Raw genomic sequence first — 14,204 nt, 5'->3', positions numbered from 1 at the left:
TCGTTTAACAAAAACCAGCTACGGTTAACTTTCGAGTAACACGATACCTCGAGGCTCTGCCTCGGGGTAATTCATTTCATAAAACCCAATAGTGATTCATTTACTATTGGGTTTCTATTTTTTCTTTTAAATCCAATACCAATCCACTATATTTACTTTTTATTACAAAATTTGATACTACAATGCAAGAGATGATTTCAGAGAATACAACCTTTACAGCAGAAAACAACAATAAAATAAAAGGACTTCAGATTATTTTAAAAACGGACGAAGACGATGCTAGACCTGTTTATATTTCAGGGAATTTTAATAATTGGCATACACAAGATCTTAATTTTTTGATGACTAAAATCGAGGATAATTTATTTCAATATGAATTCCCGGCGGATTTTATTTATCCACAGGAATTACTATATAAATTTACCAAAGGCGATTGGAGTGAGGTAGAAATTGACATTCACGGAAACCGAACCGAAAACCGTTCGACCAGAAATCATTCAGGAATCCAAAACGAATATGTGGCAAGATGGAGAAAAAATTGGTTGCCCTTCAAACAATCTTTTTTACCGCAAGTACAGTTAATTTCAGACGAATTTGAAATTCCGCAGCTCAATAAAACCAGAAAAATATGGGCCTTGCTACCGCACGATTATGACAAATCTAGCGAAAGATATCCTGTAATGTATTTGCAAGATGCGCAGAATTTATTCAACGAAGCAGCCAAACACGGCAATTGGGAAATCGACAAAAAACTGGCAGTAATGTCTGAATATAAAATTGGAAAAATTATCATCATCGCTATCGAACACGCCGAAGAAGATCGAGTGAAGGAATACAATGTGGGCAAAACTGTACTTGGAAAAGGTCAAGGTAAGAAATACATTCGTTTTGTGACCGAAACATTGAAACCATTCGTAGATAGTAATTTCAGAACGAAATCCGAACGCGAACACACCGGAATTGGTGGTAGTTCAATGGGTGGATTGGTCAGTATTTTCAGTGGATTGCGAAATCCAGAAGTATACGGAAAATTGATGATTTTTTCTCCTTCCTTATGGGTGGTTCCAAAACTTAAAATCGATTCCAATTCAACAAACAATGACGACACCAAAGTTTATTTATATGCAGGTGGTGATGAAAGTGATACAATGATTGAACACGTTCAAAATTTTAAAAATAATATGATTTCGAGCGAATTCGTTAAGGATAAAATGAAGATAAATTTAAGTATCAATAGGCACGGAAAACACAATGAAAGGTATTGGAGTGATGAGTTTCCAAAGGCAATAGAATGGCTTTTTTTTAACACAACAGAATAACAACAAATGAAAACAATTACAATAAAAAACCTCGATACATTTACTGGAACCATCTTAATTCCAGTTTTCGAAACCTATTCAAAAAGTCTAGTTCCTATCGAATTCCAAGGAGTTTCGGTTAATTCTAAAGTATTCTATGGAAAGAAAGATACTCATTATATTGTCGAAAAATACGACTCTACCCATATATTTATTGGGCTAGGAAAGGACAGTGATTATAAATCGTTGAAAACCATTTTCCGTAGAATTTCTTCCAAACAAAAAGAATCATTTTGCTCAAATATTGCTTTGGTTTTACCTGAACAATTTACGGCAGATCAAGTCGAAGCTACAATTTCTGGACTTCATTTAGGAACTTATGATTTAGGCCATTTCAAAAAAACAGAAATACATCCCTTCTTGAAAGAGAGTTTCGAATTGTTGTTAATGACTAAAAAGGATTATTCTGAATCCGTGGCCAAAGGATTAAAAATTGCCGATGCCCAACTTGAAATTCTTCGTTTGGTCGATTTGCCACCTAATAAAGTGACTCCAAAATATTTGTCTAATTGGGCCAACGAAAGCGGAAAAAAATTCGGTTTCCAGGTAGAGGTTTTGGGTTATGAAGCTTCTAAAACAGCAGGTTTAGGTGCTTTTTTAGCTGTTGGAAAGGGAAGCGAAAACGAACCTCAGTTTGTTATAATGAATTATTCACCCAAAAATGCAGATACCAAAACAAAGCACATTGGTTTGGTGGGAAAAGGGATCACTTTTGACACTGGAGGTTTAAATATTAAAACTTCTGGAATGTTGCATATGAAATGTGATATGGCGGGTGGAGCAGCCGTTTTTGGAGCAATGCAACTAATTGCCGATTTAAAATTACCTGTAAAAGTAACTGCTATTGTGCCTTGCGCCGAAAATGCGGTGGATGCCAAATCGTTTTTACCAAGTGATGTCATTCATTCCTATAACGGAACTTCGATAGAAATTATTGATACTGATGCCGAAGGAAGATTGGTATTGGCAGACGGAATATCCTATTTAATCAAAAATTTTAAACCTGAATATATTGTTGATATAGCCACGTTGACAGGAAGTGCCGTGGGAACTTTTGGTTACGAATGTGCCGCTTTGTTTACCAATAATGAAGCTATTTCAAAGAAACTTCAAGAATCTGGAGATGCCATTGGCGAACGTTTATGGCAATTGCCTCTTTGGGAATGTTACAAGTCCGATATTGAAAGTGATATAGCCGATGTAAAAAATTACAGCGGAAAACCTGTTGCTGGAGCCATTTCAGCAGCAAAATTCCTAGAATATTTTACCGAAAACCACAAAGCGTGGGCGCATCTTGATATAGCTGGAGTTGCCTTTGGTGATGACGAATTTGCAAAAAGTAAACACGCCACCGCTTATGGTGTTCATTTATTGACTAAATTCATAGAAAATTTATAAATGACCGCTAACAAGTAAATTCCCCAAATATGAAAACTGCCAAAACCTTTATTTGTGTTTCCAATTTTTTTAAGGGTGTCGATTTTTTGATTGAATTAAAAAAACTAGGCAACAAAGTATTTCTCATTACCAGCGAAAAACTTAGCAATAAACCTTGGCCAACCGACTATATTGATGAAATATTTTATATGGCAGGGCAAGATACCGATTGGAATTTGGAGCATCTTTTACTGGGTGTTGGCAATTTGATGAAATCAAATAAAATTGATGCCATCATCGCCTTGGACGATTATGATGTCGAAAAAGCAACTTATCTCCGCGAAAATCTTCGAATTGATGGAATGGGGCAAACCACTGGTCGCTATTTCAGGGATAAACTCGCAATGCGAATGAGAGCTAAGAGTTGTGGAATTTCAAATCCTAATTTTTGCTCTTTATTTAATGATCACGACATCAATACTTTTGCCGATACGATTTCGCCTCCTTGGGTTTTAAAACCACGTTCCGAAGCTTCGGCATTGGGAATCATAAAAATATTTGACAAAGAAAGTTTGTGGATTCACATCAACGAAATGGGGAATAACAGATTTAAATATTTGGTGGAGCAATTTCGATCTGGGGATGTGTATCATTGCGATAGTTTGGTTTTGAATAGCAAAATACTGTTCAGTATCACTTCAAAATATTTGACGACTCCATTGGAAATTTCGCAAGGTGGAGGGATTTTTAGAAGTGCTAATATTCAGTATGATTCTGAAGATGATACGGTAATAAAAGCAGTAAATGAACAAGTTATCAAAGGTTTTGGATTGAAACACGGAGCAGCACATTCGGAATATATCAAATGCAAGGACGACGGAAAAATTTATTTTCTTGAAACTTCTTCCCGAGTTGGCGGAGCACATCTCGCCGAAATGGTAGAAGCAGCTTCCAATATTAATCTTTGGAAAGAATGGGCAGCTATCGAAGATTCTTTGGTCAAAGAAACCAAATACTGTTTGCCAAAAATCAAAAAATCTTATGCAGGAATTGTGTTGACTTTATCAAAATTTCAACATCCTGATTTATCCTCGTTTTCAGATTCGGAAGTTTGCTTTAGGGTTCCTTTGGATTATCACGCAGGTTTAATTGTTAAATCAGATTCGAATGAACGAGTTTTAGATTTATTGGATGATTATACCAATCGCTTAACTACTGATTTTGCAGCTGTCGGGGAACAAAAGAAGGTTTCGAAATTGCATTAATATGTATCTAAAATAAACCATTAAGAAAAAGTAAAAACTTAATTTCTTAATGGTTTAAAAAAATGGATGCCGAAAGCATCAAACTTTTTATCTAAAATTGATTTTATGAATAAATATATATCCATTTTTTTTATTGCATTTCTAATTTTTAATACAGCAAATGCACAAGGACTTCTAGGAAATAAAGATGAAGTTTTTACCAGACAAGATAGTCTTCGTGGAAGTATTACCAAGGAAAGAGTGTGGTGGGACGTGAAATATTACCATCTTGACATTAAAGTAAATCCCGCTGATAGCACAATTTCGGGTTCGAATACCATTCGTTATAAGGTTTTGAATTCTTATAAACGAATGCAAATTGATCTTCAAGAACCATTGAAAATAGTTAAAGTAACTCAGGATGGTAAGGAACTAAAATATAAAAGAGAAGGCAATGTTTTTTATATCGATTTGGTCGCGCCACAAAATACGGGAGAAATAAAAGAAGTCATTATTTTTTATGGTGGAAAACCCAAAATCGCCGTGAATCCGCCTTGGGATGGAGGAATTACTTGGAATAAAGACGCTAATGGAAAACCTTTTATTGCCTCTTCATGTCAAGGATTGGGTGCGAGTGTTTGGTGGCCGAACAAAGATCATATGTACGATGAAGTCGATGATATGCTCATTAGTGTGAATGTTCCCAAGAATTTGACGGATGTTTCCAATGGACGTTTGCAAAGTGTAATCGATATGATGGATGGCACCAGAACTTTCAATTGGTATGTGTCAAACCCCATTAATAATTATGGCGTGAATATAAATATTGGCGATTATGTTTCATTTTCAGAAGTTTTCAAGGGCGAAAAAGGCGATTTGGACTGTGACTACTATGTATTGAAATATAATTTAGAAAAAGCCAAAATTCACTTTCAAGATGTACCAAGAATGTTGAAAGCTTTCGAGCATTGGTTTGGGCCGTATCCGTTTTATGAAGACAGCTACAAACTAGTTGAAGCCCCATATTTAGGGATGGAACATCAAAGTAGTGTTACTTATGGGAACGATTTCAAAAAAGGGTATCTTGGAACAGATTTGAGCGGAACAGGTTGGGGATTGAAATTCGATTTTCTTATTATTCATGAGTCAGGACACGAATGGTTTGCCAATAATATCACCTACAAAGATATTGCCGATATGTGGATTCACGAGGGTTTTACGAACTATTCTGAAAGCCTTTTTGTAGAATATTACTACGGAAAGGAAGCCGGAGCTGAATATGTTAGAGGCACCCGAAAAGGAATAAAAAACAAAAAAACTATTATTGGACATTACGAAGTAAACAACGAAGGTTCCGGCGATATGTACCCAAAAGGCGGGAATATGTTGCACACGTTGCGCCAAATCGTGAATAACGACGAAAAATGGAGAACGATTTTACGTGGATTGAACAGCACTTTTTACCACCAAACTGTTACGACCAAACAAATTGAGGATTATTTAAGTCAACAAATTGGACTCGATTTAAAATCCTTTTTTGACCAATATTTGAGAGATATTAGAATCCCGACTTTCGAATATAAAGTTCAAGGCAACAATCTAGAATATCGCTGGACGAATTGTGTTCCCAATTTCAATATACCGGTAAAAGTAAACATTAACGGAAAAGAACAATGGCTAAAACCTCAAGCAGAATGGATTATTATGTTAAAAACTCCTAAAGATTTGAAATTGGAAGTGAACAAGGATTTTTATGTGAATGTGATAAAGAGTAAATAAACATTTAATGAGAGAACCTATCTTTTTTTAAAATGAATTGGATTTTCTTCAATTAATTTTTTAAAAATTCTGTTGAAATAGGATAAGCTTTCAAAACCGCAATACTATGGTATTCGAGCTAATTTAGCAAAAGACAAAGTAATAGTTGCTCAATATATCGCGATGATGCCTGCGAAGGAAGATAATGTTAATTGCGAAATTGGAGAATTGATTCTTGGAAAAATATAATTGCTCCTGAAGGTTCTGTTTTTCCAGTAGATATAATAAAACTGGAGTAAACCAAGCATAAAATTGCTGAATTAAGTTATTTAGGAAAGAAATTAATAGATTTAGAAAACTGGTAATTTATCATTATCTAAAAAAGGTATTCAATTAGTAATTAATTGAATACCTTTTTTAATTTATATTGAATAGAACTAAATTATATTAAATTTTTATTAATATAATCAAAACTAGTTTTTATTGATTCAACTGGATTTGGAATATAATTAGACTCATGTTCCAAGAAGAAATGTTCCATTCCTGATTGTTTTGCTTGCGCAAAAATGGATTTAAAATCGATTGTTCCATTTCCAATTTCAGTATTAAAATCAAGATTTACTTTATCCATATCTTTTACGTGCCACATTTTGAAACGTCCTGGATGGTCTTTGAATAATTTCAAAGGATCATTTCCTGAACGAACTACCCAATACAAATCCAATTCAAAGTCAACTATATTTTTATCGGTTTCATTTAGTAAGACTTCATAACCTGTAGTGTTTTCGAATTTTATAAATTCAAAATCATGATTATGATATGCAAGTTTTAATCCATTTGAATGACAGATTTCTCCAACTTTATTAATTCCAGCAGCCAATTTTTTGTAATCATCTATACTTTTCCCTCTTAATTCTTGAATCACATAAGGTATAGTTACATATTCACTTCCTAAAATGTGAGCAGTTTCAATGTATGAATTTAAAATATCCGTTTTACCATCTTTAATGTAGCTATTAAAATCAAAATGATTACTTGTAGCTTTCAAACCATTGTCTTTCAAAATTGATTGAAAATCTTTAGCCGAAGTTCCGAAAAATCCATTAGTCTGAGAATAACCAAAAGTTTCTACTCCTGTAAAACCTGCTTTTCCCACTTGGGCTAGAACTCCTTTTACATTTTTTGGCAAAGAATCTCTAAGGGTGTACAATTGTATCCCAATAGAACGTTTTTTTGAGGCAAAAGCTAGGGAAGGAGCAAGGACTAAAGTACCTAAGGCTAAACCACTACTTATTAAAAATTGTCTTCTTTTTATCATTTTTTTATATCTTTAGATTATTAAATATCACAAATAGCGATTGCTTTTCTCAATGACGAGATTTTGTCTGGATTTTTTGGAACAAATTCTTGCGCCACATATCCTTTAAATCCAGTTTCGGTAATGGCTTTGATGATTGCAGGATAATTCAATTCTTGCGTTTTATCAATTTCATTTCTACCTGGAACTCCAGCGGTATGATAATGGGCAATATATTGGTGATTGTCTCTTATGGTTCTAATTACATCACCCTCGTCAATTTGCATATGGTAAATATCATATAACAATTTGAAGTTTTCAGATTGTAATGATTTTGCCAATGCTACTCCCCAAGAGGTGTTGCAGCATTGATAATCTTTATGGTCTATTTTGCTGTTTAGCAATTCCATAACTAATATTACGTTGTGTTTTTCGGCCAAGGGAATTAATTTTTCCAAACCAACTTTGCAATTACGCAAACCTTCTTCGTCGGTTTTTCCTCTTCGGTTTCCGCTAAAACATATTAGATTTTTATAACCTGCTTTCGCCACAAGCGGAATCATTTCGGTATAATTTTTTATCAACGTTTCGTGAAATTGGAAATCATTAAACCCGTCAACCAAATTAATTTCGGCACCATTGCACATTGGAGAATCAAGTTCATACTTTTTTAGAATAGGCCAATCTTTAGGCCCCACTAAATCAATTCCTGATATTCCTATTTTTTTGGCTTCGATGCAAAGTGTATCTATATCAATATCACTGAAACACCAGCGTGCGACAGAATGATTAATATTTCCTTTTAGCTTCACAAATTCATTATTTAAAGTTTCTTCTTCCAAAGCAAAAGCCGAAAGACTTGAAGGTAATCCTAAAGCAGCTGTTCCTGCTATAATTCCTTTGATAAGTGATCTTCTACTTAGGTTTGAACTCATTTTATTTGTTTTTAAATGGATGCAACTTCTTTTTTAGAATTACTTTTGTCATTAAAGAATAGTGCAAAAATTAAGAACACAGCCAATGCAATTCCCGCAGGAATTATCCAAACCATTTTCCAATCTACACCACCACTTAGTATTTTATAATTATCGGTAATCCAACCGGCAACTTTAAAGCCTACTAACATTCCAACTCCATATGTAGCTAGAGTAATTAAACCTTGAGCTGCACTTTTATATTTTTCTCCAGCTTTTGAATTTGTATATATTTGCCCTGAAACAAAGAAGAAATCATAACAAATACCATGCAAAGCAATTCCGATAATTAGCATAAAGCTCAAATCTTGTGCGTTTCCATAAGCAAATAAAACATAACGAATTGCCCAAGCCAACATACCTATTAAAATAGTTTTCTTAAAGCCATAACGAGTAAAAAATACAGGGATTAGCAATAGAAATAAAGCTTCTGATATTTGGCCAATTGCCATTTTTCCAGTTGGATTTTCTAAGCCAGCTTCAGTCAAAAATGGATGTGCATTTTGATAATAAAAGGCAAGTGGAATACAAATTAGAATGGAAGAGACAAAAAAGATAGCGAAATTTTTATCTTTTAAAAGTTTCAAAGCATCGAGACCGATAATATCTCCAATTTTGATTTTTTCATCGCTAACTTTTGGGGGGGTTTTAGGCAAAGTAAAACTGAAAATCCCTAAAACGAATGCAGCAATTCCTGCTAAAAGGAAGGTGTTTTTAAGTAACCCTTGCGCTGTGGCTTCAGGAGAATCCCAATGAAATAAGTAACTGATAGATAATCCTGCTATAATCCATCCAATAGTTCCCCAAACACGAATGTTGGCGAACTCTTTTTCGGGATCTTTCATTTGGTTAAAAGATACTGAATTCACAAGCGCCAATGTTGGCATGTATAAAATCATATATCCTAGAACATAAGAATAAAATAACGTTACATCAGTAGAAATATACATTTGATACATTAAAAAAGCACCTACAAGATGCAAAATTCCCAAGATTTTCTCTGCATTAAAATAACGGTCTGCAATCAGGCCAATGATAAATGGAGCAATTATCGCGCCCCAAGATTGGGTTGAAAAAACTGCCGCAGTTTCAGATCCCGAAGCATGCAAGTTACTCGCCAAAAAAGTTCCAAGAGTTACAAACCACGAACCCCAGATAAAAAATTCTAGGAACATCATGAAAGATAATTTAATTCGGATTTTGGAATTCATATAATTTTGGTTAATTGGTTAGATGTTAGATTTAGTGGTTTACTATAAAATTATTAAGATTACATACCGTTTTCACAGCCTGTTGTAATTTTCATGGTATTCCATTCTTTAATCATGATATTTCTGTACCAAACATTTTCACCATGATCTTGCAAAGCAATTTTTCCTGTTTTAGATATTGCAAAACCTTCCCAGCCAGCAAATTTACTTTTGGCAACTAAGGATTTAAAATTATCATCCCAAAGCATTGTTTCTACAACTGTAACACCATTCAAAACAAGTGTCAATTTCCCGTTTTTACATACTATATCTGCGCTATTCCATTCACCTACAGGCTTTACTGGTTCAGAAGAACTTTTTATTAAATCATATAAATCACCTGCACGGTGTTTTTCAATTTTTCCGTCAGGATGTCCGTCATTATCCAAAACTTGCATTTCAAGTCCGGTGTTGTAGGTGTTTTTATATTTTTTCGGATCTTCATTTACATAAAATATAATTCCACTATTTGAATTTGGAGCAACTTTCCATTCTAATTTCAAATGAAAATTCTTATATTCATTATCCGTTACAAGATCTCCACCTTGATCATTTTTTGCAGCTGCAGGATCAAAATGCAAAACACCTTCTTCCACTTTCCAAGCGCTTCCAGCGGTTGTCTTTCCGTAAGTATGCCACCCTGTTGTGGTTTTTCCATCAAATATTAATTTAAAACCTTTTGGTAAAGTTTGAGCTTTAGATGTTTGAATCACTATTAAAAGTAATATTGAAGTACAAATATTTTTAATCATTTTTTTAATTTTTTAAATTGTTGTTTTTATAAAGTTAAAGCTTTCCAACCTTCGCGATAGTTTCGTTTTACAAACTGGTTTACTTCATCGAAATTGGTAATTTTCATTTGGTCATTATCCCATAATAATTTAGCGGAACGACCTGGATATGTATCTTCGCCTAGAACTTCTTTTTGAATATCGTAACCTCTTATAGCAAGGTTTGCCATTAATAAAGCTTCGGTCAAAGGACCTGCAACTTCAAATCCAGAACTTAATTCGTGTTTGCCATAACCGGCAATAGCACCCTCAATCCATTGTTTGTAATGCCCATCAGAACCGCCTTCTACACGAGCATATTTTTGGGCAATAGTAAGATTTTCGTTTTTACTAAGTGGCAATAATCTTGGATTTAATCCGTAAGTATCACACATCATTTTACCTTTTGTTCCTGTGAATAAAGTACCGTTTCCACCATCGCCAAATATTTCATTCGGACCTAATTCTGATGGGCGTTCTGGCTGAATTCCTCCATCCATCCAATGAACGGTTATGTCGCCATTTGTTTTTTCAGTTTTAGGAAATGTCAATGTTACATGGCTTGAAGGCGGACAACTTTCAGGAAAATAACCTCTTTTGAATTCATCCACATAAACAGAACCTACGCTACATTGTACGTCTTTGGCATATTTTAAATTTAAAACACTAAAAGGTGCTTCTAATAAATGACAACCCATATCACCTAAAGCACCAGTTCCATAATCCCACCAACCACGCCAGTTAAAGGGCACCAATTTATTTACATAATTTTTGTAAGGGGCTGTTCCTAGCCACAAATCCCAGTCTAATTCTTTTGGGATTTCGGTTTGTGCGGTAGACCAAGGAATTCCTTGTGGCCAAACTGGGCGATCTGTCCAAGCATGAATCGTGTGTACATCACCAATTAATCCAGCATCATACCATTCTTTCATGATTCGGGTACCATCATTTGAGGCACCTTGATTCCCCATTTGGGTAACTACTTTATATTTTTTGGCTGCTTGAGTCAAAATTCTAGCTTCATAAATATCATGAGCCATTGGTTTTTGAACATAAACATGCTTGCCTAATTGCATAGCTGCCAAGGCTTGAATGGCGTGATTGTGATCTGGTGTTGAAACTGAAACTGCATCAAAATTCTTGTGTTCTTTGTCTAACATTTCGCGCCAATCCTTGTAGAATTTGGCTTTAGGAAAAGCAGCTACACTTTTTGCAGCTCTACGGGTATCCACATCACAAAGAAAAGCAACATCTGCAATACCACTTTTTGCAAACATCGCAGTATCAGATTGACCTTTTCCGCCTACACCAATACTTGCTATCAACAATCGATCACTTGGAGCTACATAACCCCGACCTAATACAAAACGAGGAACGATCATAAATCCTGCAGCAGCTACTGTAGTAGTTTTAATAAAATCACGTCTGCTATTTACAATTTCATTTTCTGGTTTTTTTATTTCCTCTTCTTTCATTTTGATTTTTTATTGTTTTGGATAGTTAAAAATAAAACAGGTAACTATTTGAATTTCGTTATTTTTTTATCGAAAGAATATATTTTACCATAGACTTTGCGTCTTCTTTTTTTAAAGTTGGGTGAGCTAACATTGGAACAGGTCCCCATACGCCAGAACCTCCTGATAAAACTTTATCAATTAAATAATTTATGTTTTTGTTGTTAGAAGGATATTTTTTGGCAATTTCAGAATAGGATGGGCCTACAATTTTTTTGTCTTTATTGTGACAACCAATACAATCTGATTTGGCAATAAGTTTTTCACCTTCTGAAGGTTGTTGAACAATTACTTCTGATTTTATTGGAGTTGCAATATAAATTTTATCTGAATTAAATTTTGTAAAAGAGCTTAATGTAACTAGAACAATGGTAATGACTAAATGCTTGATTTTCATTTTATTAAAATTTTATATTCCTAAATTTTTTCTATTTAATACCTGATTCGTTTTTACCTTAGCAAAATCATCAAATGCTTTGTCGGTAACTTTTATAATGTTATTTCGTATTAATTCGGCGCCTTCTTTTGCTCCATCTTCTTGATTTTTCAAGCAACACTCCCATTCCATTACTGCCCAACCTTTATAATCGTATTGTGCCAATTTACTGAAAATTGTTTTAAAATCGACTTGACCATCTCCTGGTGATCGGTAGCGCCCGGCTCGGTTAATCCAATTTTGGTAACCGCCAAAAGTACCTTGTTTTCCTGTTGGATTAAACTCAGCATCTTTAACATGAAACGCTTTTATTCGTTCGTGATAAAAATCGATATATTGAATATAATCTAATTGTTGCAATACAAAATGAGAAGGATCATATAATATGCAAGCCCTTTGATGATTATTAACTGCCTTCAAAAACATTTCATACGTTTCTCCGTCAAATAAATCCTCTCCTGGATGAATTTCATAACAAACATCTACATCATATTTATCAAATTCATTCAAAATAGGCATCCATCTTTTTGCTAATTCAGCAAAACCTTCTTCTAACAAACCCTCAGGACGCTGAGGCCAAGGGTGAAAATATTGCCATAGTAAAGAACCACTAAAAGTAGCATGTGCAGTAAGACCTAAATTAAAAGAAGCTTTTGCAGCATATTTTAATTGCTGAACAGCCCATTCTTGACGCGCTTTAGGATTTCCATGAACGTTTGAAGGTGCAAAAGCATCAAACATAGTATCATAAGCTGGATGAACAGCAACAAGTTGTCCTTGTAAATGTGTAGATAATTCTGTGATTTGCATTCCGTAAGAAGCTACTATTCCGGTTAATTCATCAGCATAAGTTTTACTTTCGGCAGCCTTTTGCAAATCAATAAAACGAGGATCTAAAGTTGGCATTTGAATTCCTTTGAAACCTAAATCGGATGCCCATTTGCAAATACCGTCTAAGGAATTAAAAGGTACTTCGTCACTTATAAATTGAGCCAAAAAAACCGCAGGGCCTTGAATTGTAGTCATATTTATTGTTTAAATTTTAAAGAATTAATCATTAATCTACAAAAGATAAGGGGTCCATTTTTTATCTGATTGTGCTGACGCCACAACGCTATCTATAAAAGCCATGCCTCGCAAACCATCTTCAACGGAAGGAAAGTCTAACATTTCGGGTGTAGGTTCTACACCATCTAATTTACATGATAATGTTAGCGCGAAATTGCGATAGATATTGGCAAATGCTTCTAAATATCCTTCTGGATGTCCGCCAGGAGTTCTACAATTATACGTTGCAAATGATGATAAATGACCATAATTACTACCAGCTCTCAATATTTGTGTAGGCTCGTTTAACCATTTTACAATTAGAGTATTTGGCTCATGCTGGAACCATTCGATTCCACCTTTTTCGCCATAAACTCTAATTTTTAGAGCGTTTTCTTCACCAGCACAAACTTGTGAAGCCATTAAAACGCCTTTCGAACCATTATCAAATTTCAATAAAACTGCACCATCATCGTCCATAACCCTGCCTACGACTAGGGTACTTAATTCAGCACAGACGTCGGTGATTTTTGCTCCTGTAATATATTCGGCTAATTGAGCGGCATGTGTTCCAATGTCTCCCATTACCGCACTTTTTCCTGATTTTTTTGGATCTGTCCTCCAAGCTGCTCCAGCATTTCCCTCTCTTTCTGACAAGGTACTCAGCCATCCCTGGGGATATTCTACCAAGACTTTACGGATTTTTCCCAATTTTCCTTCTCTAACCATTGCTTTGGCTTGTTTCACCATTGGGTAACCCGAATAAGTGTGCGTCAAACAAAGTGTTAATCCTGTTTCGTCTAATTTTTGTTTTAATATTTTAGCTTCTTCCAAAGAAAAAGTAATTGGTTTTTCGATAACAACATTAAAACCATAATCTAACGCCATCATAGCAGGTGCAAAATGGGCAAAATTTGGAGTTACAATTGTAACAAAGTCAATTCTTTCGCTTGAGGGCAATGCTGCTTCGGCTTTAATCATTTCCTCATAAGTCAAGTAAGTTCTTGATTCTGGAAGAAATAATGCTTTTCCTGAAGCAATCGCAATTTCTGGATTTATGCTAAGTGCGCCGCTACTTAATTCGATAAGACCATCCATATTGGCAGCTAAACGGTGGATTGCGCCTATAAAAGCATCTTGACCACCTCCAACCATTCCCATTCTTAATTTTCTATTCAT

12 protein-coding genes are annotated in these 14,204 nt (G+C 34.7%); 4 read left to right on the top strand and 8 right to left on the bottom strand.

The annotated features are described in order from the left end of the window. Nucleotides 1-182: 182 nt before the first annotated feature. The 4 genes from FNW17_RS12455 (at nucleotide 183) to FNW17_RS12440 (ending at nucleotide 5,758) form a co-directional block, all read left to right on the top strand. Complete coding sequence (locus FNW17_RS12455) at nucleotides 183-1,319, top strand: alpha/beta hydrolase (RefSeq protein WP_235893276.1); 1,137 nt, start codon at nucleotides 183-185, stop codon at nucleotides 1,317-1,319. Nucleotides 1,320-1,325: 6 nt separating this feature from the next. After that, on the top strand, nucleotides 1,326-2,756 hold the full coding sequence (locus FNW17_RS12450; protein ID WP_144071796.1) for a leucyl aminopeptidase family protein: 1,431 nt from the start codon (nucleotides 1,326-1,328) through the stop codon (nucleotides 2,754-2,756). 29 nt (nucleotides 2,757-2,785) lie between these two features. Then, complete coding sequence (locus FNW17_RS12445) at nucleotides 2,786-4,000, top strand: ATP-grasp domain-containing protein (protein WP_144071795.1); 1,215 nt, start codon at nucleotides 2,786-2,788, stop codon at nucleotides 3,998-4,000. Nucleotides 4,001-4,105: 105 nt separating this feature from the next. Beyond that, nucleotides 4,106-5,758 (top strand): M1 family metallopeptidase, encoded by a 1,653-nt coding sequence (locus tag FNW17_RS12440; RefSeq protein ID WP_144071794.1) that lies wholly within the window; start codon nucleotides 4,106-4,108, stop codon nucleotides 5,756-5,758. Between the two features lie 421 nt (nucleotides 5,759-6,179). On the opposite strand, the gene FNW17_RS12430 is transcribed toward FNW17_RS12440, so the two are convergent. From FNW17_RS12430 to FNW17_RS12395, 8 genes are read right to left on the bottom strand one after another with little or no spacing between them, the layout of a single operon-like run. Beyond that, the gene (locus FNW17_RS12430; protein WP_143389388.1) at nucleotides 6,180-7,055 is read right to left on the bottom strand and encodes a sugar phosphate isomerase/epimerase family protein; all 876 of its coding nucleotides are present in this window, start codon (nucleotides 7,053-7,055) and stop codon (nucleotides 6,180-6,182) included. A gap of 20 nt (nucleotides 7,056-7,075) precedes the next feature. Beyond that, nucleotides 7,076-7,969, bottom strand: a complete 894-nt coding sequence (locus FNW17_RS12425) for a hydroxypyruvate isomerase family protein (protein WP_143389387.1) — start codon at nucleotides 7,967-7,969, stop codon at nucleotides 7,076-7,078. Nucleotides 7,970-7,980: 11 nt separating this feature from the next. Beyond that, a complete protein-coding gene (locus FNW17_RS12420; RefSeq protein WP_144071793.1) occupies nucleotides 7,981-9,219 on the bottom strand; it encodes a nucleoside permease in 1,239 nt (412 codons plus the stop codon). A gap of 59 nt (nucleotides 9,220-9,278) precedes the next feature. Continuing rightward, nucleotides 9,279-10,010: a 3-keto-disaccharide hydrolase gene (locus FNW17_RS12415; RefSeq protein WP_144071792.1), complete on the bottom strand. Its 732-nt coding sequence runs from the start codon at nucleotides 10,008-10,010 to the stop codon at nucleotides 9,279-9,281. 26 nt (nucleotides 10,011-10,036) lie between these two features. Beyond that, nucleotides 10,037-11,503, bottom strand: a complete 1,467-nt coding sequence (locus FNW17_RS12410) for a Gfo/Idh/MocA family protein (protein WP_143389384.1) — start codon at nucleotides 11,501-11,503, stop codon at nucleotides 10,037-10,039. 58 nt (nucleotides 11,504-11,561) lie between these two features. Beyond that, nucleotides 11,562-11,939, bottom strand: a complete 378-nt coding sequence (locus tag FNW17_RS12405; protein ID WP_143389383.1) for a c-type cytochrome — start codon at nucleotides 11,937-11,939, stop codon at nucleotides 11,562-11,564. A 12-nt stretch (nucleotides 11,940-11,951) separates the two neighbouring features. Further along, the gene (locus FNW17_RS12400; RefSeq protein ID WP_143389382.1) at nucleotides 11,952-13,004 is read right to left on the bottom strand and encodes a sugar phosphate isomerase/epimerase family protein; all 1,053 of its coding nucleotides are present in this window, start codon (nucleotides 13,002-13,004) and stop codon (nucleotides 11,952-11,954) included. A 36-nt stretch (nucleotides 13,005-13,040) separates the two neighbouring features. Beyond that, nucleotides 13,041-14,204, bottom strand: a complete 1,164-nt coding sequence (locus FNW17_RS12395) for a Gfo/Idh/MocA family protein (RefSeq protein ID WP_143389381.1) — start codon at nucleotides 14,202-14,204, stop codon at nucleotides 13,041-13,043.

It is taken from the genome of Flavobacterium franklandianum (assembly GCF_007097365.1).
Classification (GTDB): domain Bacteria; phylum Bacteroidota; class Bacteroidia; order Flavobacteriales; family Flavobacteriaceae; genus Flavobacterium; species Flavobacterium franklandianum.
The sequence above is the reverse complement of the archived record's forward strand: the minus strand, read 5'-3'. Positions and strand labels throughout refer to the sequence as shown.

Coding starts and splice junctions, on each gene's coding strand:
- FNW17_RS12455 (WP_235893276.1), top strand. CDS start 183: ATGCAAGAGATGATTTCAGAGAATACAACCTTTACAGCAGAAAACAAC.
- FNW17_RS12430 (WP_143389388.1), bottom strand. CDS start 7,055: ATGATAAAAAGAAGACAATTTTTAATAAGTAGTGGTTTAGCCTTAGGT.
- FNW17_RS12450 (WP_144071796.1), top strand. CDS start 1,326: ATGAAAACAATTACAATAAAAAACCTCGATACATTTACTGGAACCATC.
- FNW17_RS12410 (WP_143389384.1), bottom strand. CDS start 11,503: ATGAAAGAAGAGGAAATAAAAAAACCAGAAAATGAAATTGTAAATAGC.
- FNW17_RS12440 (WP_144071794.1), top strand. CDS start 4,106: ATGAATAAATATATATCCATTTTTTTTATTGCATTTCTAATTTTTAAT.
- FNW17_RS12425 (WP_143389387.1), bottom strand. CDS start 7,969: ATGAGTTCAAACCTAAGTAGAAGATCACTTATCAAAGGAATTATAGCA.
- FNW17_RS12415 (WP_144071792.1), bottom strand. CDS start 10,010: ATGATTAAAAATATTTGTACTTCAATATTACTTTTAATAGTGATTCAA.
- FNW17_RS12395 (WP_143389381.1), bottom strand. CDS start 14,204: ATGAATAGAAAATTAAGAATGGGAATGGTTGGAGGTGGTCAAGATGCT.
- FNW17_RS12400 (WP_143389382.1), bottom strand. CDS start 13,004: ATGACTACAATTCAAGGCCCTGCGGTTTTTTTGGCTCAATTTATAAGT.
- FNW17_RS12405 (WP_143389383.1), bottom strand. CDS start 11,939: ATGAAAATCAAGCATTTAGTCATTACCATTGTTCTAGTTACATTAAGC.
- FNW17_RS12445 (WP_144071795.1), top strand. CDS start 2,786: ATGAAAACTGCCAAAACCTTTATTTGTGTTTCCAATTTTTTTAAGGGT.
- FNW17_RS12420 (WP_144071793.1), bottom strand. CDS start 9,219: ATGAATTCCAAAATCCGAATTAAATTATCTTTCATGATGTTCCTAGAA.